Origin of the sequence: Streptomyces rectiverticillatus, from assembly GCF_013394065.1 — a bacterium.
GTDB classification, from domain to species: Bacteria; Actinomycetota; Actinomycetes; order Streptomycetales; family Streptomycetaceae; genus Streptomyces; species Streptomyces rectiverticillatus.
In genome coordinates this window covers 5,642,872-5,664,040 of the sequence record NZ_CP040752.1, presented here as the reverse complement: position 1 = coordinate 5,664,040, position 21,169 = coordinate 5,642,872, and the positions used below count along the sequence as shown (strand labels likewise).

Genomic DNA, 21,169 nt, shown 5'->3' with positions numbered 1-21,169 from the left:
GGGCCGTTGGGGAACGTCTCCAGCGCCTCCGGCTTCCAGGCGGCTCGCTCCTGCGGCCGTAGTCCGCGTGCCTTGAGAGCGTCGGATGCTTGGCACCGATACCTCTCTGGGCCGAACATGCCGAGGCGTATGTCGATGACGTCGGAATGCCCGACTAAGCCGTCAGGCGGCCAACTCACTGTCATAATGTCCTCACTCCTCTACACACCGAGCCAGGTGGGTCGCACTGGCCGGTGACTTCCTTTTCCGTATGGAGCGGATTCATTGATTCCTGGAACTCTCCTTGACGGTCGATACCGGGTACTGCAAAGGCTCGGCCGCGGTGGCCAAGCGGATATTTTCGTCGCCCGGGACGAGCATCGGCGACAGAACGTGGCGATCAAATCTCAGTTCCCCCGGACCTTCGAGTCGACAACCGAATACGCCTCCCTCGCCTTTCCCCTGGAGGAAGAGCTGGACCGACTGAAATTCATGGCAACCGTTCCAGGAATACCCAAGGTGCTGGGGCACGGACACTACGGGCGAAGCGGATGCCGGTACATCGTGATGGAACTCATCGAAGGTTCCACGGTCTCTTCCTGGATCAGGGACCACGAACCGGTTCAGAGCGCGGAGGCGGTTTCGGTCATCGGGCAGCTTTGCGAGATCCTCACCCGCCTCCACGCCAAGGGGTACGTCCACCGCGACGTCACGCCGAACAACACGATGGTGCAGCCCGACGGCCGGGTCCGGCTGCTGGACGTCGGCATCTCCGTCACGGCCGGAGAAGTCAACACCTATCCCGGCGGCAGCCCCGGCTATGCCGCGCCTGAGCAGTACGACCGGTCGGCGTCGCTCACCCCGCAAGTCGACGTCTTCGCCCTCGGCGCGATGCTGTTCGCGATGACGGTCTCCGAACTGCCGTACACCAGCCTGGAGCACCCCCTCGACCACGCGGCCCCGGCCTTCCCGGAGGATTTCTCGGCCGAGATGCACGAACCGCTGCGGACTCTCGGGCTGGCCATGGTCTCCATCGACCCACGGGAGCGACCGAACGGCGTGGCAGAAGTGTTGCGCTCCGTACGGCCGATGCTGCCCGTCCTCGGCGCGCCCGCCTCCCCCAAGGCCAGTCGCCCCGACCCGACGACTCCGTACCGTCTTGGGTTCTCAGTGCCGTGATCCGCTTGCGGATCGGTCGACCCGCGGTCACGGCAGACACCTCAACCGCTGGACCGCCGCGTCGAGGTCGCTCTCGCCGAGCTCTCCCAACAAGGCCTCAGCCTGTTCGATCACCAGCTGCGCCTCGGAGGAGCGGCCGCCGCCTCGGAGCGCATCCGAGAGCCAGACCAGCACCCTGGCCTCCCTGCTCCCGTAATTCAGCGACTGGTAGAGGTCACGTGCGCGTTGGAAGTCCGCGATGGCGGCCTGGTGCTCTCCCACTGCCAGCCTGATCCGGCCCAGGCTGAACAGCACATGCGCCCGGCCGTTGAGATCATCGGTGCGGTCCAGGACGCTGAGTGACCGCAGGCAGTACTCCAGAGCCTCGTCGTGCTGGCCCAGGTCGTAACGGGCACTCCCGATCCCGTTCAAAGCGGCGCCTCGGCCGAGGAGGTCGCCGAGCTGCTCGAACGCGGACAGGGCTGTGGTGAAGTGTTCCAGAGCCTCGCTGAATACACCGCGCTCGCGCAGCAGAACACCGAGGACGTGCCGACCCATGGCCGCACCGAGGACATCCCCGTCATCCTCGCTCCCACGTACCGCGCTGCGCAGTTCTCGCGTCGCCTGTGCAAGATTTCCAAGGCCACGGTGAGTACCGGCAAGCATCCGGTGGACCATCGCCACATCGGCCGGGCCTGCCTCCCGCCCAGCAGCCGCCAGAGCACTGGTCAGGTACTTGAGCGCGTCCAGATTACGGCCGGAGCGCCACTGAAAGGTCACCAAGGTCATCGCCAGCAACCATGTGTAACGGTCGAGCCCTTGTTTTTCGGCCAGCCTCACCGCAGCCGTCAAGGTCGAGTACTCGGCTTCGAACCAGGACATCGCATCGGCCGCGTGGGAAGGGGCGACAATTTTGATGCCCCGTGGTTCACCGATCAGTAGCCGGCGGCCTGGATCCAACTTACGGTCGCAGGCCCAGGCATTGTGCAGCAGGAAGTGCAGCACCCGGTCCACCACCCGGGACCGCTCGGCCTCATCTTGCCGATCCGCCAGTTCGCCGGCATAGACGCGGACCAAATCGTGTAGGGAGTAGCGTTCAAAGGTCGGCTCAGTCACCAGACTCATTCGCGTCAGGTTGTCGATCGCGTCGCTGACACCAGAGGCATCATCCGGTTCGAGCGCCCGCAGCGCCGCCCAGCTAACCGTCGGCCCCGGGTGAACCGCCATCTGCCAGAGGAGCTTCGCCACCGGCGCTGACAGCATTTTGTAGGACGTCTCCAGAGACAGGCGGACGCTCAGGTTCTCCGAACCCAGGTCGAGGAAACGCAACCTGGTGCTCTCCTGCCGCAACTCGCGGACCATACCTCCGAGCGCCTGGGGTGGGCGCTCGGCAATCCGTGCCGCCGTGATCCCCAGTGCCAGAGGCACACCGCCACAGTGATCGACCAAGTCGCCGAGGAACGGGCCCACCGTGCGCATCCGCTCGCTACCCAGCCGAGTGCGCAGCAGTTCAACGGCGTCCTGACGCTCCAGCGTAGCCAGGTCGACGAGCTCAGCTCCTTGCCTGATCGCCAGCCCGTGCAACTGACGACGGCTGGTGACGATCGCCGCACTGGCCCCGACGCCTGGAAGCAACAACCGGACATGTTCCTCGTCACGGGCGTTGTCCAGGATCAGCAGGACCGCACGATCGGCGAGCGCGCTTCGATAGGTGGCGACCATGCCGTCCATCGTCGGAGTCGCAGGCCGCACTTTGAGATCATTCAGCAGTCTGGCCAGTACAGGGCCGTGCCGCTCCGGCTCTCCTGGCGAGAATCCACCCAGATCGACGTAGAGAATCCCGTCCGGAAAGCTCGGCTCGACGTGGGCCGCCGCCCGGACGGCGAGAAAGGTCTTCCCGACACCGGGCATGCCTGAGAGCACCACAATCCGGCTCCGGCCGACGATCCGGCCTAAGAGAGCAGCCTCAAGCAAGGCGAACTCGGGCCGACGGCCGACCATATCGACGGGCTGCGAAGGAAGCTGTCGGGGCCTCGAAGCAGCTGATACAGGTGAGGCATCGGCCGCCGCACAACCCAGGCCCTCCTGCTCGTCGGCGAGCAGGAGGTGGGCGGTAGGCCGGCCAAGCCGGTAGCCCCAGCCGGCGAGCAGCGGCTCGATCTGATCATGCCTGCCGAGGGCACGCAGGGCACGCACCTTGAGTTCGAGCAACGCCTCGTTCTCCGGCCACTGGGCCAGCGCCGCGTTAACCCGTTCGAGCGCGGCACGCGCCTCTCCGCCTGCCAGCTCGGCGAAGACGCAGGCAGCGGTGACATCCTTCAGCTCATCGGTGAGTTCGGCTTGTTTCTGGCCGAACCCCTCGCCGGGCATGTCCTCAAGAGGCGTTCCCCGCCACTCGTCGAGCGCGAACCGGAGCGCCTTCAGCCGTGCCGGCGCATCCTCCGCGGTATCCGCGGCGCGCCGGTGTTCCTGGAAGCGAATGTAGTCGACACTCCGCGGATCGATCGGGAGCCGGCAAAATCCGCGCTCGTTCGGCTGGCCGATGCCAGGCAAAGAAGCCCGCAATTGATAAAAACACTGGCGAATTCGATTAGAGTTCGATTCTTCGCCGGGCCACAGGTAGTGCATGACATCGGCATGCGAGGCGCGATGGCCTGGCGCCAGTAGCAAGACCGCGAGGAGCTCGCGGGCTTTCGGCGACTTCACCCCGACCGACACTCCATCCTGCAGGGCATCCACCGGCCCTAATACACGAAACTCCACGCCCTCCCGCCCCCAATCTCCGCGACTGCGCGCCAGTTCGGCCCGCCCTCGACCTGCACGAGAATCATGCCACGGGGCATCCGGCGCCCATTAACGCTCGGCTAACGCTTGCGGTTTGGCAGCGCCCTGGCAGATCTGCAACGCTGCGATCACCTCGCCCCAACCATTCCGGAAAATCACCGGGATACGTGGGTGCGTACGCCTGGACACGACGACGGACGATCCCTAACTCGGCCCGAAGGCGCGAATCCAAATGTCGAACAAAACACGCAATGAGGGAGAAATTCATGCATCGGAAGCATCTCCAGCGCGGTACTCAGCGCCCCGCACCGAGGCGGCGGACCAAGGCCACGGTGCCCCCTCGGCGCCGGAGGAGGCCTCGCCCGGCACCTCAGCCGACCCCCCACCCGGCCGCAGCCGCGCGGCGCTGTCAGGTGTGGAAGCCGGTTCGCCCGACAGCCCAGCGGGTCTATGAGGCAGACCTGTTCACTGAACTCGACTAAGAACAACGTAAGTCGGGGCCTGATCCGCGAGAGCGTGTCGGGCCCCGACTGCCAGGCGGCCGTCGTGCGTCATGCGCTCGTCACAGTCACACTGTCTCGCAGCGGACTGAGCGAGTGTCGGGGTAACCGGCTCGACATGCAGGTGGGAGCGGGCCCAGCGCAGCTCAGTACGGCCGAGGTGGCGACCGAGAGGTCCCGCGCCACCTCCTGGTATCGATGTAAGGCCTTCGCTAAACCTTGCTGTCCAGGACAAGGCCGCCGCTCACACGGCCTCCCCGGCCTCCGGACTGCCGGACCGCGCTCCTCATCGAAGGCAGTAATCAGCTTCCAGGTGGAGGCCCGACCGGCATGATCCCGCTTTCCGTCTCCACCAGGCGTCCCTCGGCGATCAATGCATCGATGTCCGCCGTCAACCCATGACGGATGTCGGGGCCTATCCGGGTCCAGCCGAAGAGCCGCGCCGTTTCGCGGATCAGGTCCTGGCGGTGAGTGCCGGGCCCTTCGTCCACTACACGGCACAGAGCAAACCGTCGCTCGACCGCGGGGACAAGCCCGACCTTCCGGTTGCACTCCGGTGTCGGCGTTCGCATGCAAGCGATCTCCCGCCCAGGCCGGTCGTAGGCCGTCCCGCTCCGCACGATCTTGCCTTGGCGCGCAAGGCTGCGCAGCGCCCACTGGATTCTGTCCCGAACGACCTGCCCCGCGCGATTGAGGCCCCACGCCGTGCGGACCCTGGTGAAGATCATCTCCTCCTCGACCGGCCCCTCCACTTCGATAGCGCAGAGGGCCACTTCGGCGATGGCCTCGGCTGCGCCGGGGTCCTGGAGCTCGATCCCCGGCACGCCCAGCCGGGCGCACGCACGTGCACGCACCTCGGCCAGCAGCGCAGTTTCGGCCTCCTGGTACGGCCGACTCCATGACGCAGAGGTGACGACCACCGGTACGAAATGAACAGGCTGTACGGCTTCGGGAGGACCTTCGGTAACTGGTGCATCCGTGGATTCGACCGATGGTGTCACCGGTGGAGCGGATGATGCGTGCGGGTCGGCCACGCAGGCTGCTTCCACTGCAGCCCGCAGCCGCTCCATCGCGTCCCTGCGGTTCCGGTACCAGTCCGTACCCCAGATCCGGTGCAGACGCCAGCCGAGCTCACGGAGCACCGACTCCCGCAGCCGGTCCCGGTCCCGGGCCGCCCGCGAGGAGTGATACATGGCGCCGTCGCACTCGATGCCGAGTGCGTATGTACCGGGGGCATCCGGATGGCGTATGGCCATGTCGATCCGGTAGCCGGCGACACCCACCTGAGGCTGTACGGAGTACCCCCAGCCACGGAGGAGTGCGAAGACCTCTTCCTCGAAGGGGCTCTCCGGTCCGGCGTCCGGAGCGGCGGCTTCGGTCCGGAGCACTCGTGGGCCGTTCGCGGCGTACTCCAGATACCGCTGGAGCGCGCGCACACCGCCGTTGGTGCTCTCTTTCAGATCGCCTCCGTGGAAGGAAGCGACGACCTCCATGCGCCGACGGGCCCGGGTCACGGCCACGTTGAGGCGCCGCCAGCCACCCTCCTTGTTGAGCGGGCCGAATGTCGAGAGCAGCCTGCCCTTCTGGTCAGGGCCGTAACCGACCGACAGGATGATGACGTCGCGCTCGTCGCCCTGCACGGTTTCGAGGTTCTTCACGAAGAACCCGTCGAGACGGTCCTCGGTGAAGTACTGATCGAGGTCAGGACGTCCGGCCCTGGCTTTGTGGAGCTCCTCCTCGATGGTTTCTGCCTGCGCCTTGGAGAGTGCGACCACGCCGAGCGTGAGGTGGGGGCGGGTGGTGAAGTGGTGGATGACTCGCTGTGCCACCGTCGCCGCCTCGATGGGATTGTTGCTCTGCCCGCCCCTGTCGTAGACGCCGTCGGCCTTGATGAACTCCACGCCGATGTCCGGCGCCTGTTCCAGGGCTCCCGGGAACGTGATCAGATCTCCCTCGTAGAACTCGTGATTGCTGAAGGCGATGAGGTTCTCGTGACGGCTGCGGTAGTGCCAGCGCAGGGACAGACTGCGCAGTACGCCGCTGCCCTTGCAGATATCCAGGACGGACTCGAAGCCGACGGGGGCGTTCTCGTCCCACTCGTCCTCGTCGTCGTCTTCGGCCCCTGTGCTGAAGAACGACGTGGGTGGTAGCTGCTTCTGGTCTCCGGCCACGATGAGCGCGCGACCGCGGTACACGGAGTTGACGGCGTCCTGCGGGAGGACCTGCGATGCCTCGTCGAAGATGACCACGTCGAAGGTGAAGTCCATCGGCAGGAACTGACTGACCGTGAGCGGGCTCATCATGAGGCAGGGCTTGGTGAGTTGTGCGACCTCACGAGTCTCTGCCAGCAGCCGGCGCACGGGCATGTGCCGTCGCTTCTTCTCGGCCTCTCTCCGGATCACTGCCGCCTGCCCCACCGACGTGCGGCGAGGGCGCCGGGCGTTGCACGCGCTGATGACCTCGGCATGGGCTGCTTCCACAAGGTCGCGGTCGGCCGCCCGGAAGGTGTCCACCAACTGGTCACGCTCGGTGGCTCGTACCGGCTTCAAACGGGCATCGAGCGCCAGATGGTGCTCGATCCACGCTGTGAGCACGGCACGCTCCACCGCCGCGGGGAACGCCTCGGCCTCGACCCGTCGCTCGGTCAGTTGTCGAGGCATGCCTCCGAGCCCGAACGCTCCCAGCCGGTCCAGGGCCACGGCGCACTCGGTCCATGCCTCCGGACCGTGCCGGTCCTCGTCCAGACGCGCCAACCCCTCGTGCGCGGCCTCCAGAGACCGGGCGAGTTCGCGCCGCAGCTCATCGGCGCGTGCGGGAGCGAAATGGCTGACCAGTACGTCTCGCTGGCGGCGCCAGTCATCATTCCGCGTCGTGACGGAAGCGTCGGCCGGCGCGGTCAGCATCATGCGCGCTGACGCTGTGGACAGCGGCGCCGCGTGGCCGCCGTGCGCGGTCCGCCGGACCTCCTGCGCCCAGTCCACCGCGGCCCGCACCTCGTGTCGGTCCGTGTCCACGTCCCGGTAAAGGGGGCCAAGCAGGTTCCGGTGGTCCGCCGCATGCTCTCTGAATCGCGCCTCGGCCTCACGTGCTGACATGACCGCCGCCACCGCCTCGCGGGCTCGGGTGAGGGTCACGGCACGGTCACCCATGGCACGGGCCGCGGAGTGAACGAGATCGGCCGCGTCCTCCAGCGGTTCCACGTGAGCGCGCAACCACGCGGCCGCACCACTCAGCGGCAGCGTGAGGAGTACAGACCTCCTTGATACGAGGTGCGGCTTCCTGGTGAACGCTTCCCATTCGTCCAGAGCACGACGAACCGCCGCCACGCTGTCGAGCAGTTCGTGGTGCACGAGCGCGCCATCGGCCAAGACGTCGGCCAGGCGAGATCTCCGCGCCGGATCGGCGAGGGTGGCGGGGACGAGTCGCGCGACCAAGTCGGCGGATTCGAGCGCGCCGCACAGGGCCGCCGTGTCGATCCGGTCCCCGTCGGCGTACCGGCCCAGCAGATTGCGCTGCTCGGACGTGGCCGACGGCTCCGGCTGCCCACCGTCCCGGGCCCGGCGCAGGAGCTGCCCGATGGACTCGTAACCCGTGATGCCTTGAGGGCTGCTCTCGTCGATGCTGCCCGGGTCCGTTTCGAGGCCGCGGTACCAGGGGCCGAGGAGAGTCATGTCGTCCGCTGCCCGGGCGTCGAACGCGGCGGTCTCCCGCTGCGCGGCGTGCGCGGCGACGATCGCGGTCCGAGCGGAGGCGAGGGTGTGTTCCGGGACGCCGTCACCACCGGCCGCCGAGACAGCGCCCAGCAGGGCGACGGCCTGCCGCAGCGGCGCCATGTGGGCGCGGAGCCAGGCTGCGGCCTGGGCCGGAGGCGTCTTGGCCAAGTCGTCGGCGTACGCGTCGAGGTCCGGTTCCTCCAGGCCGTGCTTCCACCTCTCCAAGCCGCGGCGCAGCTCCGGCTCGCTGTCACGCAGCTCCGCGCCGAGCTCCCGTCCGGCGGCGACATGGGCCGCGAGCCGTGCCCGTCTCCGGGGATGGGCGACGGCGTCCGGTGCCAGCCGGTGCACGGTCTCCGCGTGCGCCAGAGCATCCCGCAGGGCTTCTACGTCAGGCAGATCCGCGGTGGCGTAATCGCCGATCAACCCGGCATGACCGGTCGCGAGAGCGCACATGTGCCGGTGGGCCTCGTACCAGTCCCGCGCCCGCGGAAGTTCGGCGTAGAGCTCTCGTCGCCACGCTCCGCCGTGTGTCAGGTGCGCGATGAACTTGCGGTCCGCGCGTGTACGGCTGGACAGCAGGGCGCTTACGCCACGGCTGCCCTGTGCGAGTCGCTGTACGGTCTCGGGGAGGTCCTCGGCGGACACCACGGCGTCGGCGAAGGTGTCGCGAGCGGCGGCCTCGGCGGCTCGCAACGTCTCCGCCGCGGCGACGATCTCCGTCACGGCGGACCGGACGCGGGGCAGGACCTCCGGGTCGAGCCAGGCGCCCGGACACCTGTGCGGGGCGGCGGCCGAATCGATGACCGCGATCAGGTCCTCGGCTTCCGCCACCGATCGCGGCCGGGGCATGCCCAGCAGGTCCGCGGCGTTGTCCATTCGCCCGCCCCAGGCATCGAGGCATCGGCTCAGTTCCTGGAACCGCTCGGCGAGCCGCTCCGCCTGCGGCCGGGTGAATGCCACGACATCGGCGCCGCGCGGCTCCAGTACGGCCAGTGAGATCTCCTCGGGGGAGGGCTCCGCGCTCAGCTCCGCCGGCACGTCCCGCCAGCCGGGACCCGCCGCCGATACGGCAAGCGCCTGGGCGGACAGCGCACGGTCCCGGCGGGAGAAGAAGGACCGCAATCCGTCGGCGACCGCGCCCGTCGCCGCGGTCTCGGCCCGGGCCACCCCGCCGGGCGTCAGCCAGGCTGCCGGCGGGCGGTGCTCCGCGCCCGCCGTGGCCAGGAGCGTGCAGAGACTCCGGGCCTGCTCAAGGCCGGCTGCTTGCTCGACGCCCGCGCGATCGCAGAGCTCCGCCAGAGTCCGCTGCGCGTGCTCCACAAGGGCACCGGCGGCCTCGCATTCGGCCGCGATGGCACGGGCCTGCTCCTCAGTGAGGTCCGCGAGATCGAGGCCGGCCGGCGACAAGAGCCTCAGAGCCCGCTCGGCGTCCCCCGGCTCGGCTCGCAACCGGGGGGACAACTCCTGCCAGCGCACGCCGACCGCGATCCGGGCGGCATCGCGTGCCCGTCCGGTCCTGCTCAGGTCCCCGAGAAAGGAATCGACGGGGTCCTGAACCGCGTCCGCGAACCGTTCCGTCGTCAGCCAGCTCTCCGGGACCGTGACGCGGGAGTCGAGCAGTCCCAGGAGCCGGATCAGGCGGTCGACGGCAAGCTGCTCGTCGATGGGCTCGCCGTCGGGTGAGAGATCCCGGTACCGGGCCACGGCGGCGGCCAGCGCCTCCCGGGCCGCCACGGCCTGCTCCAGCGCGGGGCGGGGATGCGGCGCGTCAGGCCGCAGATCCCGCCAGGGAAAGTCCGGATCGGCGACTGTGTCCCAGGACCCGGCGATGACCTGGGCCGCCTGGTTGATGATCTCCAGGTCCTGGGCATCCAGCGCGTCCGGCCGGAAGGTGGCCGAACCGTGAGACGCCCCGGCACTGCCAGGGCCGAGGTAGGCCACAGGCGCCTCGGACAACTGGCCGACCCTCCCGATCACGTCGTGCAGGGTGCGCCTCAGTGGCTCCCGCACCTCGTTCATCGCGTCCGCGTACGCACTGAGCGACTGCCGGGCCTCCCGGGCCCGCGCCACCGCCTCGTCGGCCAGCCCCGGCGCCTGCGGCTCCTCTGTGAGGGCCCGGCCCAATTCCCGGGCGACGGACTGACGGGCGGTGTTGTGACTGTGGAGGGCGAGCGCGTACGAGTCCAGGCCGACGGCCTTGAGACGGTTCAGCACGACGTCGAGCGCCGCGGCCTTCTCACTGACGAACAGCACGGTGCGCCCGGCGTGCATGAGGCCGGCGATCATGTTGGTGATCGTCTGGCTCTTGCCGGTGCCGGGAGGCCCGTCCAGCACGAAGGACCGCCCGGCCACGGCCGCGGCGATCGCCTGTCGCTGTGATGCGTCGGCGTCGAGCACGAGCGGGCTGTCCTCGGGCGGGCTCAGCTCGTCGACGCGATCCAGGTCGATCTCTTCGAAGTCGAACCGGTCGGGCGCCAGCCCGTTGTCCGGCCCGAGCGCGAGTGCTCGGACGAGATCGCTTCTGACGACCCGCTCTTCGTTGTCCAGCAGGTCCTGGTACATCGACTCCTTGTGCGAGGCGAACAGAGCGACGACCGCCCGGGAGGAAACGGCCCACCCCGCCTTCCCCTCCACGGCACGGGCGGCGGCTTCCAGGACGGCGGTGATGTCGAGGGGGTCCAGATCGGTCACCGGCGTCCAGTCGATGCCGAACTGCTCCAGCTTCACCTTCAGCGCCGGGTTGAGCCGGGGTTCCTCGTCCTCGTTCGCCCGCAGCCGCATGCGCCCGTTCGCCAGGCGCTCGATCCGTACCGGCAGCAGCACGAGGGGTGCGTCACTGCCGGTATGTGCCCCGTCGTCGCGCCAGTGGAGCATGCCCACACCGAGTTGAAGCGTCCACAAGCCGTAATCGTTGAAGATCTGCACCGACTTGCTCCGCAGGTTGCGCAGAGCACGCAGCAGCGCGTGGCTTGTCTTCTTCTGGGTAACGATCCCGCCGTCGGCGTCGGCGCGCCGCGTATCCGGCAGGTTGTCCGGTTCCGCCGACTCGCGCCCGTTCTCATCGAGCAGCGGCTCTTCCTCGGGCAGCGGAGCGAAGTCCCATCCCCGGCCGAGACGGTCGCAGAGAGTGTCGGCCGACGGCGACAGGATCTCCAGGGTCGCCGCCTTGGTGTGCCGGAAGTTGAGCAACCGGTTGCGTCCGCTCAAGTCGACGAGGGAGGACCTCCACCCCGCCAGGATCACCTTGAGTCGTTCGACTCCGTCGTCGGCGCCCAAAGCTCCCGGATCCGCCACGCTCTTCCCCACTGGTCGTCACTCATGAGGGGTGCTCACCAGAGTTCCCCGGACCGCGGCACGGCATGGGACCAGGCGGTTCTCCCGCTCGAACCCCACACAACGTCAGCTGGCCCCCCTCGCTGATGGACAGGATTATACGATCCGCACATACAGCTGGAGATCGGCTTGCCTGAATTATCCCGTTCGGGAGGGACGGCAGGCGGGCAGCCGTTCACCACAGAGATCAAGATGCGGGGGGACAGTGCATGCGTGAAGGCCGGTGGACCACGGTCACCGAGTCCGAGTTCGTCCATGAGCGCCGGGGCCTGGACTCCCTCCGCGGGCGGCTGCCCGACTCCGACCCCTGGCGTGCCTGGTCGAACTTCACCTTCACCGCGAACAGCGGTCACGTCCGCGAGGTCGACCTCCTCGTCGTCGCCCCCGGTGGCGTATACCTGATCGAGCTCAAGGACTGGCACGGCTCGGTCACCAGCGAGAACGGCACCTGGGTCCAGACCACCCAGAACGGCCACCGCCGCACGCACGGCAATCCCCTGCACCTGGCCAACAAAAAGGCGAAGGAGCTGGCCGGGCTGCTGAGGCAGCACTCCAAGCGCGTGTGGGTCGGCGAGGCCGTCTGTTTCACCGATGACGCGCTCCGCGTTCGCCTTCCGGCCAACGACCTCAACGGCGTCCACACCATCGCCGAGTTGGTCGACATGCTGAAGCGGCCACCGCGCGACGAGCGGCACCGGATCACTGCTGTCGAATCGCGCGAGATCAAGGCCGCGCTCGAGCGGATCGGCATCAACCGCAGCCAGGCCGAATACAAGGTCGGCCCGTACCACCTGGAGCGGAAGTCCTTCGACTCCGGACCGACCTGGGCCGACTGCCTGGCCCGTCACAGCGAGTTACCCGAACTGGCCCGCGTCCGCATCTACCTGCGAGAGCGTGGCTCGGACGCCTCGATCCGGCAGTCGGTGGAGCGCGCCGCCCGGCGCGAGGCCGCGGTCCTGCGGCGCTTCCGCCACCCCGGCGCCGTCCAGCTCAAGCAGTACGATCCGTCCGGGCACTCGGCGGGGCCCGCGCTGATCTTCGACTACCACCCGCAGACCCTGCGTCTGGACGAGTACCTGCTCCAGCACGGGCAGCAGCTCGACATCCTCGGCCGCATGGCGCTCGTACGCCAGCTCGCCGAGACGATGCGATCGGCGCATTCCAGCCGTATCCACCACCGGGCCCTGGCGGCGCGCTCGGTGCACGTCATTCCACGCAACCGGGGGCCCAAGGAACAGGCGATCGGCGAAGAGGCGGCATGGCTCGCCCCGTACCTGCAGATCTCCGACTGGCAGATCGCGGCGCAGCGCAGCGTCAGCGGCCGTTCCGCACAAGGCGCGAGCCGGTTCGCGCCGACGGCGCTGTCCGCCATGCACGTGGCCGAAGGCTCCGACCCGTATCTCGCCCCCGAGCTGACCGCGCTCGAAGCCGACCCGGTGTCCCTGGACGTGTACGGCCTCGGTGTCCTCACCTATCTGCTGGTCACGGGCAGGGCGCCGGCCGCGAGCCAGGCCGAGCTCCTCGCCCGTCTCGAGGCGGGCGAGGGCCTGCGTCCCAGCTCGCTGGTGGACGGCCTGTCCGAGGACATCGACGAGCTGGTGCAGGCGGCCACTGCCTACCGCCCTGAACAACGCCTGTCCTCTGTAGACGAGTTCCTGGAGATGCTGGAGCTGGTCGAGGACACGCTGACGTCCCCGTCCGCTCCCGAGGTCTCCGAAAAAGATCCTCTGGAGGCTGTCGCGGGCGACGTCCTCGGGGGCCGCTGGGAGGTCCGCCGCCGCCTCGGTACGGGATCGACCAGCCGCGCCTTCCTGGTGCGCGACTTCGAGGCCGAGGCCCGCAGGACCCGCCCACTGGCCGTGCTCAAGGTGGCGCTCTCCGACAGCAGGGGCGAGATCCTGGCCCGTGAGGCCGCGGTCATGAGGAGCCTGCGTCCCGACTCCCGGATCATCCGCCTGGTCGAGCCGGAGCCCCTGCGCATCGCGGACCGCACGGTCCTCGCTCTGGAGTACGTCGGCGACGAGCGGGAGGGCAACGGCGAGGGCACCGAGTCCGGCGCCCGCGCGCGGCGCCGCGAGGAGACGGTCGCCCTCCAGCTGCGGGAGCGGGGCCGCCTCCCGATCGACCAGCTGGAGGCGTACGGGGACTATCTTTTCGGGGCTGTCGACTTCCTGGAGGGCGAGAGCGTCTGGCACCGCGACATCAAGCCGGACAACATCGCCATTCGCGTCCGCCCGAACCGCACCCGCGAACTGGTCCTCATCGACTTCTCGCTGGCCGGCTACCCGGCCACGGACCACGACGCCGGCACGGAAGGCTACCTGGACCCGTTCATCGGCTCGCTCACCCGCGGCGCGTACGACTCGCACGCCGAGCGGTACGCGGTCGCGGTCACCCTGCACGAGATGGCCTCGGGCGAGCTTCCCAGATGGGGTAACGGTGCTGTCCTCCCCAGGATGACGGACCCGAAGGAATTCCCCTGCCCGACGATCGCCGCCGACGCCTTCGAGCCCGCTGTCCGGGACGGCCTGGTCGCCTTCTTCCGGAAGGCCTTGCACCGGGACGCCACCAAGCGCTTCCCCGAACTCAAGCCGATGCGGGACGCCTGGAAGAAGATCTTCCTGGACGCCGGGCAGACCGTCACGTCCAGCCATCGCTCCCGCCACCCGGAGGCGCCTGCGCAGACGCCTGGCGGGCGGGCCGCTATCCCGGACGCCGAGCCGCTCACCGCCGAGCAGCAGCGTGAGCGGCTGGCCGAGCAGGTCACCCGTGACACGCATCTGTCGGCCGCCGGTCTCACCCCGGCCGCCGAGTCCTTCCTCTACGGCCTCGGCATCACCACGGTCGGCGACCTCCTCGACTACAGCCGCCGCAAACTCCTGAACGCGCCGGGCCTGGGGGCCAAGACCCGCGGCGAGGTGCAGCAGCGCCAGCGTGAGTGGGGCGAGCGGCTGCGCGAGGCTCCGGTTTCGCCGCTGACCCCGCGAGGCCGGGCCGAGGCCAAGGAAGAACTCGCGCAGCTGTCCGCCGCCGAGTCGGCCGTCCTCGACGCCCTTGCGGAGCGTGAGAACGCGGGTGGCCTGGCCGGCGCCGCACTGCGCCAGGTCAGCCTCGACACCCTCGCCACGATCTTCGTCCCGGAGCTGAACAACAACGGTTCCAATCGCAACAAAGTCGAAATGGTCCGCTTGCTGCTGCGCCTGCCCGACGAGCGCGGCGAGCTGCCCGGCATCGGCGTCTGGCCCAAGCAGAAGGACGTCGCGGAGGAGCTCGGCCTGTCGGCCGGGCGCATCCCGCAGATGCTCAAGGAGGAGCGCGGCCGCTGGAAGAAGCACCCGGCGGTCCAGGCACTGCGTGAGGAGGTCATGGATCTGCTGGCCGGCCTCGGCCGGGTGGCCTCGGCCGTCGAAATAGCCGACGCCCTGGCCGTACGGCGCGGCACACAGCTGCCCCGGCGCGAGCAGCGGCGGAGTCTCGCACTCGCCGCGGTACGGGCCGTGGTCGAAGTGGAGCAACTCAACCCCCAGGACGCCGAGTTCCAGCACCAGCCCAACCGCAAGGCCACGGAGGAAGCTCTCGGCGCGGGCCTGCTCGCCCTGGACGTGCGGGAGAACGACGCCCCGGACACCCCGACCGCGCCCGGCCTCCTCGACTACGCGACACGGCTGGGCCGCACCGCCGACCGGCTCGCCAAACTGGACACTCTCCCCACCGCCACGACGGTCCTCGCCGAGTTGGGCGCGCTCACCCTGCCGCCGGGCACGTTGGACTGGGACGAACGCCGGATTGTGGACCTGGCGGCGGCGGCCTCGCTCAACGCCGCGGCTACCCCGCGTCTGGAGATCTACCCACGCGATCTGCCCCTGGTCCGCGCGCTGCGCCTCACCCAGGCCGGCCTCGTACCCCTGATCCCCGGAATGCCCGAGGCCCGCCAGCCCGGGCTGACCGGCATGGACATCCACGAGCGCGTACGGGCGCGCTTCCCCGAACTCGTCGTCCGGGACAGCCGCGGCATCCTCACCCACGAGCTGCCGACCGATGGCCCACTGACCAAAAGGCTGCGAGAGGCGGGCTTCGACCTCACCCTGTCGAGGCACGAGGACACGGGGACCTTGCGCTATCTGCCCACACGCGTCGACAGCTCGTCCAGCTACCTGACGAGCGGTGCCTGGCGCCGGGCCACCGATGTGGGTGCGGTGACGCGCTACTCCGACGATCCGCTGCTCGCGGGGGCGGTCCGCGCGGAGGAACGGCTGGCGGACTCGGCGCGACGGGACGGGTACCGCGTTCTGACGGTGCAACAGGACAATGCGTGGAAGGCGGCGGGACAGCTGAGGCGGGCGGACCGGTTCGGTGCCGAAGTCGTCTCGGTCACGGAGCTGTTCCTGGAGGCCATGCACGCCCTGGTCCCGCCGGGGACGAAGCCGACCTGGGAGACGCTGCTCAAGGCGGACGTCGCCGATCCGGGGTCGCGCGGCGCGATGAAGTTCGCCGAGTACGCGCGGACGGCGTGGGGTGCGGTGGAGCCACGGGTGCGCACGCTGCTGAACGTCGGCGGGTCGGACTCGTCGTCGGGCCCGGTCCTGCTGACCGAGACCGCGGTGTTCGCCCGGTACGACGCCATGAGCGTCCTCCACCGGCTCGCGGAGGCCGCCCGGCAGGGCGGGCGTGGCCTCTGGCTCCTGGTCCCGCAGGGAGATCCGGCGCGGGAGCCGAAACTGGGCCATGTCGCAGTGGCGTACCAGGCGGGCCTGGGCGAGTGGATAGAGATTCCGGACTCGTGGGTGGACAACGCGCACCGGTCCGGCGACACAGGTACGAATGACACCACGGGAACCGAGGGAGACGTCAAGTGATCGACCGCAAGGCTCTTTTAAACGACCTCAAGCTGCAGGTCAAGGCGGTCGAGGCTGACCTGGCGAGGCAGGTGAGGGCCGTCACGGAGGTGGGCCTCCGACTGCGCGAGGAATACGACCGGGCGCGCGAGCTCGGACGTACGGCGGCGACGTGGAACTCCTGGCTGGACGACCGGATCACGCAGGTGGGGGTGGCCTGGGTCCTGGGAACCGTGTTTGTGCGGTTCTGCGAGGACAACGGGCTGATCCCGGAGCCGTATGTCACGGCACCGGAGGACGACCGCCGGGACTTGGCACTCGCGCGTCACGAGGAGTACGTCGCGAAGGACGACGACCCCACGTTCCGTGGATGGCTTGAGCGAGCGTTCGATGAGCTGGGGGCAGGGCAGGCGGGCCGGCTGCTGTTCGACCGGCGGCACAACGCCCTGTATCAGATCCCGCTGTCGCACGACGGGGCTCGGGATTTGATCGAGTTCTGGCGTACGCGGGACGAGTCGGGTGCGCTGGTGCACGACTTCACGGACCCGCTGAACGAGGACGGTACGGAGGGCTGGGACACGCGCTTCCTGGGCGACCTGTACCAGGACCTGAGCGAGGCCGCTCGGAAGACGTACGCGCTGCTCCAGACACCGGAGTTCGTGGAGGAGTTCATCCTCGACCGGACGATGGACCCGGCGGTCCGGGAGTTCGGCTACGAGGGCCTGAAGATGATCGACCCTACGTGCGGGTCGGGGCACTTTGTGCTGGGTGCTTTCCGGCGGTTGCTGCGGCGGTGGGCGGAGGGCCGGCCGGGGAGAGATCTGCACGAGCGGGTGCGGGCTGCGCTGGATTCGGTGCACGGGGTTGATCTGAACCCGTTCGCGGTGGCTATTGCGCGCTTCCGGTTGCTGGTTGCGGCTATGGCTGCGAGTGGGGTCAGAACGGTGGCGGATGCCGGGAAGTATGAGTGGCCGGTTCACTTGGCGGTGGGGGACTCGCTGATCAAGCGGCGGCATCAGCAGGGGAATTTGTTCGACGACTCGGATGCCGAGGGGGCGGACGAACTCGCGGAGTTCACGTACGAGACGGAGGATGTGCACGAGCACCCGGGGATTCTGGAGCCGGGGCGGTATCACGTGGTGGTTGGTAATCCACCATATATCACAGTGAAGGACAAGAAGCTCAACTCTTTGTACCGTGAATTGTATGACGCGTGTGCTGGAACGTACGCACTATCGGTGCCCTTCGCTCAGCGGTTCTTCGAGCTCGCGAAGGTCGGCGATACGAACGGCGGGCGAGGATACGGCATGGTCGGCCAGATCACTGCAAACTCCTTCATGAAGCGGGAGTTCGGTAAAAGGCTGATCGAGAGCTACTTCGGGAACGAGGTGGAATTGACTGAAGTCATCGACACCTCGGGAGCCTACATCCCTGGGCACGGGACACCCACGGTCATTCTCGTAGGAAGACGTCGAATCGGAAGGCGACGTTCGGAAACGATCCGCACAGTACGCAGCATCCAGGGCGAGCCATCAGCTCCCGAAGAACCGGAAGATGGGCAGGTTTGGCAAGCGATCATTGAGCAGATGGACCAACCTGGATCGGCCAGCCAGTGGGTTTCTGTGGATGATCTGGGGCGGGAGCGGTACTTCGGTAGGCACCCGTGGATTCTGACCGATGGCGGTCTGGAAATGATCGAAACCATTTCAGCCTCAAGTCCGGCTTCACTCAAGTCACAAGTTGTTCGCATTGGGTTCTACGGTGACACACATGCTGACGACGCCCTCACGATGCCACTGCGGGCACTCAGGGCCCATCACGCTGAGCAAGACTTCATAAAACCTATCGGAGTCGGCGATGAGGTTCGCGATCTTTCACTGACTACCAGAAACTGGGTGATCCATCCTTACGATGCGTCACGGTCGACCGCCCCTTTGACTGCGATGCCAAATATTAAGCAAATCCTCTGGCCGAATCGTACCGAGCTCGGCAATCGATCAACATTCTCTGGTCGCACGTACTTCGCCGACGGCCGCCCGTGGTGGGAATGGCACCAGCTCCCCAAGGATGTTGGCACTCACTCCTGGTCTCTCAATTTCGCCTTCGTGGCCACGCACAATCATGTGGTGTTGGACCGCAGCGAGAGCTCCTTCACTCGCACGGCACCGTTGATCAAACTTCCGGAGGAAGCGACCCCAGAGGAGCACCTGCGGCTGCTCGGGTTGCTTAACAGCTCCACCGCAGGCTTCTGGCTAAAGCAGGTGAGCCAGTCCAAGGGAAACGGCGGCATCGGGGGTGGCATCTCCGACGAGCTTTGGGAGCATCGGTTCGAATTCACAGGAACCAAACTGGAAGAGTTTCCGCTTCCCTTGACTTACCCTGCCTCCTTGGGCACTGCGCTGGATGCGCTTGCGCAACGACTCACCGGCACGAGTCCCTCCGTCCTCGCGGCCAAGGCCGCACCTTCCACTCTTGCCCTGCGTGAAGCTCGCGAAGCCTGGCACTCCACCCGCGCCCGGATGATCGCTCTCCAAGAAGAGCTGGATTGGCAGGTCTACTCGCTCTACAACCTGCACCCCGCAGACGTGCGCGTCTCTGAGGACCCGAATTCCCCCGACATCCCCGAGCTCGCCCTCGGGGAGCGCGCCTTCGAGATCGTTCTCGCCCGCCGCGTCGCCGCAGGCGAAGCCAGTGACGAGTGGTTCAAGCGGCACGGGTCCACCCCCATCACCGAGATCCCCGTCCACTGGCCTGCCGCCTACCGCGACATCGTCCAGAAGCGAATTGACGCCATCGAGTCGAGCCGCGCCATCGGCATGATCGAGCGCCCGGAGTACAAGCGCCGCTGGGCCACCGAAGGATGGGACGCCCTCCAGGAGAAGGCCCTGCGCTCCTGGCTCCTCGACCGCATCGAGAACCGCGACCACTGGTACGACGAGAACGACATGCCCGCCCTCGTCACCCTCTCCCGGCTCATCGATGCCCTCTCCCGTGACGATGACTTCGTCTCCGTCGCCAAGATCTACGCACCTCGCAAGGACCTCCCCGCGGTCGTCGCCGAGCTGATGACCGACGAGCACGTCCCCTTCCTGGCGGCCCTGCGCTACAAGCCCACCGGACTGAAGAAGCGTGCTGACTGGGAGCACGTCTGGGATCTCCAGCGCAAAGAGGACGCCGAGACGGACGAGGCGCTCAAGAAGAAGATCCGGGACTCCATCCCCGTACCGCCGAAGTACACCTCGGCCGATTTCCTACGGCCGGCCTACTGGCGGGCACGCGGCAAGCTCGACGTTCCCAAGGAGCGGTTCATCTCATACGGGCAGAGCAACGTGGCCACGCCCCACCTGTACGGCTGGGCCGGCTGGGATCACCGCGAGCAGGCTTACGCCCTCGATGCGTACATCGCCTCCAACGAAGCGCTGACCACTGAGGAGCTGACGCCGTTCCTCGCGGGGCTGCTGGAGCTCCAGCCGTGGCTGGACCAGTGGCACGACGAGTTCGATCCCACCTTCAGCGCGTCCCCTGCCGCGTTCTTCCGAGGGGATCGGCAAATGGTCCAGGGCGAGCACGGCCTGACCGACGACAACCTACGCGCCTGGCGCCCGGCCGCCGCCCGCGGGCGTCGCACCGCTAAGAAGTAACCTCACCGCAGAGTCCGACGGCCCCCGACCAAGTCAGGGGCCGTTTCATTGGCCGATCCGGCCCTGCCGAATAATGACTCCAGCGGATGCACAGAGCCAGCGCTCAGCTCAGGAAAGTTGGGACGCCACCGTTCTGCACGGCGCAAATGAATGCCGACCAAGCACTATTGCGAATGACGAGCGCTGGGCCTTGAGGAACCTTCTGTCCCGAACAGGGGTAACATCAGCCAGACCGTCGAGCACCTCTACATAAGCCCCGTTTTCCGACCCGCTGCAAGAAGAGCGACGCCACGTCGTCAGCTTAGATGTATCCGGCATTCGGCTAGCCTTCATCTGCGTACCCTTCCAGGTAAACACGTATAAGGTCGAGAAACTTAGGCTCTGGCAGCACCTTTGAGCGCACCAAGTCGAAGCGCTGAACCAGCAGCATCGGATGGAGCCCCTGTCCTCGTCAATGATTGCCCAATAAAATGGCGAGTCTTCACGTTCGAAGATACGCTGTCGGTTCATACGGGCAGCTACGTGCGCCTCCAACGCATCAGAGTGCTTGCCAGGCATTCCAGCACGGAACAACTCCCGAGCATAGCCTTCCGTCTGGAGCAACCCGGGGATCAGACTGCTCGTGAACACCTGAATCCGGAGGGCTTGCCTTTCCTTCACAACGAACTCTCGACTGTAATTGGCAATCAAGATGTCTTGCGCCACGGAGAGCGACTCGACAAACAATCCATCCGTGCCGAAGTAGACGTCGAAGGATTCAGCAAGGGCCTCTGAGGGAAGCTGTTCGCCACGCTCCACCCTGCCGATGTACGTGTACGGGTAACCGACTTTCGCCGCAAGGGCGCGCAGCGACAGGCCAGCCCTCTCACGCGAGCGGCGGAGCCTCCGCCCCAGCATCGCACGTGGCGTAGACCTCTCCTCGCCCCCATGCACCCCATCGAACATTTCTTCAACTCGCTGTCCAATGCGGGCACTTGGTCACAGGCCGGGTGTGTCCCCAGTGCGCCTCGATGAGCCAGGGTGGACACGCGAAACGAAAGGACCCCCGCAACCGTGCAGCCGGTCCGGGGGGCATGGCCAACGCTGACGAGGAGCGCCGACAATGCACGACCCTAGCCCCCGATGGCTGAGCTGGTTGAGAAGGAACATCTGGCCGACCACTTCCCGCCGCCGCACCGCGGAACAACCCGCCCCTCCCCCGCCTCACCACGTACCACCACCCG

General features: G+C 67.6%; 6 protein-coding genes. 3 read left to right on the top strand and 3 right to left on the bottom strand.

All coding sequences use genetic code 11. The annotated features are described in order from the left end of the window. The first annotated feature begins 264 nt into the window (after nucleotides 1-264). Complete coding sequence (locus FGW37_RS24705; RefSeq protein WP_179083046.1) at nucleotides 265-1,158, top strand: serine/threonine-protein kinase; 894 nt, start codon at nucleotides 265-267, stop codon at nucleotides 1,156-1,158. A gap of 27 nt (nucleotides 1,159-1,185) precedes the next feature. Here the strand turns inward: FGW37_RS24705 and FGW37_RS24700 are convergent, their stop codons facing one another. Continuing rightward, nucleotides 1,186-3,876 carry an ATP-binding protein gene (locus tag FGW37_RS24700; RefSeq protein ID WP_246430531.1) on the bottom strand — a complete coding sequence of 897 codons (2,691 nt, stop codon included), beginning with the start codon at nucleotides 3,874-3,876 and terminating at the stop codon, nucleotides 1,186-1,188. 847 nt (nucleotides 3,877-4,723) lie between these two features. Continuing rightward, on the bottom strand, nucleotides 4,724-11,344 hold the full coding sequence (locus FGW37_RS24695; protein WP_246430530.1) for a DUF3320 domain-containing protein: 6,621 nt from the start codon (nucleotides 11,342-11,344) through the stop codon (nucleotides 4,724-4,726). A 335-nt stretch (nucleotides 11,345-11,679) separates the two neighbouring features. Here FGW37_RS24695 and pglW point away from each other — a divergent pair, with 335 nt between their 5' ends. Further along, entirely contained in the window at nucleotides 11,680-16,326 is a 4,647-nt protein-coding gene (pglW, locus tag FGW37_RS24690) for a BREX system serine/threonine kinase PglW (RefSeq protein WP_179083044.1), read from the top strand. Beyond that, nucleotides 16,323-19,946 carry a BREX-2 system adenine-specific DNA-methyltransferase PglX gene (gene pglX, locus FGW37_RS24685; protein WP_179083043.1) on the top strand — a complete coding sequence of 1,208 codons (3,624 nt, stop codon included), beginning with the start codon at nucleotides 16,323-16,325 and terminating at the stop codon, nucleotides 19,944-19,946. Before pglW ends, pglX begins: the two co-directional genes overlap by 4 nt. A 108-nt stretch (nucleotides 19,947-20,054) precedes the next feature. Here the strand turns inward: pglX and FGW37_RS24675 are convergent, their stop codons facing one another. Continuing rightward, nucleotides 20,055-20,843: a helix-turn-helix domain-containing protein gene (locus tag FGW37_RS24675; protein WP_246430852.1), complete on the bottom strand. Its 789-nt coding sequence runs from the start codon at nucleotides 20,841-20,843 to the stop codon at nucleotides 20,055-20,057. Nucleotides 20,844-21,169 lie beyond the last annotated feature (326 nt).

Bases quoted from the DNA above. Each gene is read 5' to 3' on its own strand.
- pglW (WP_179083044.1), top strand. From the start codon at position 11,680: ATGCGTGAAGGCCGGTGGACCACGGTCACCGAGTCCGAGTTCGTCCAT.
- FGW37_RS24675 (WP_246430852.1), bottom strand. From the start codon at position 20,843: ATGCTGGGGCGGAGGCTCCGCCGCTCGCGTGAGAGGGCTGGCCTGTCG.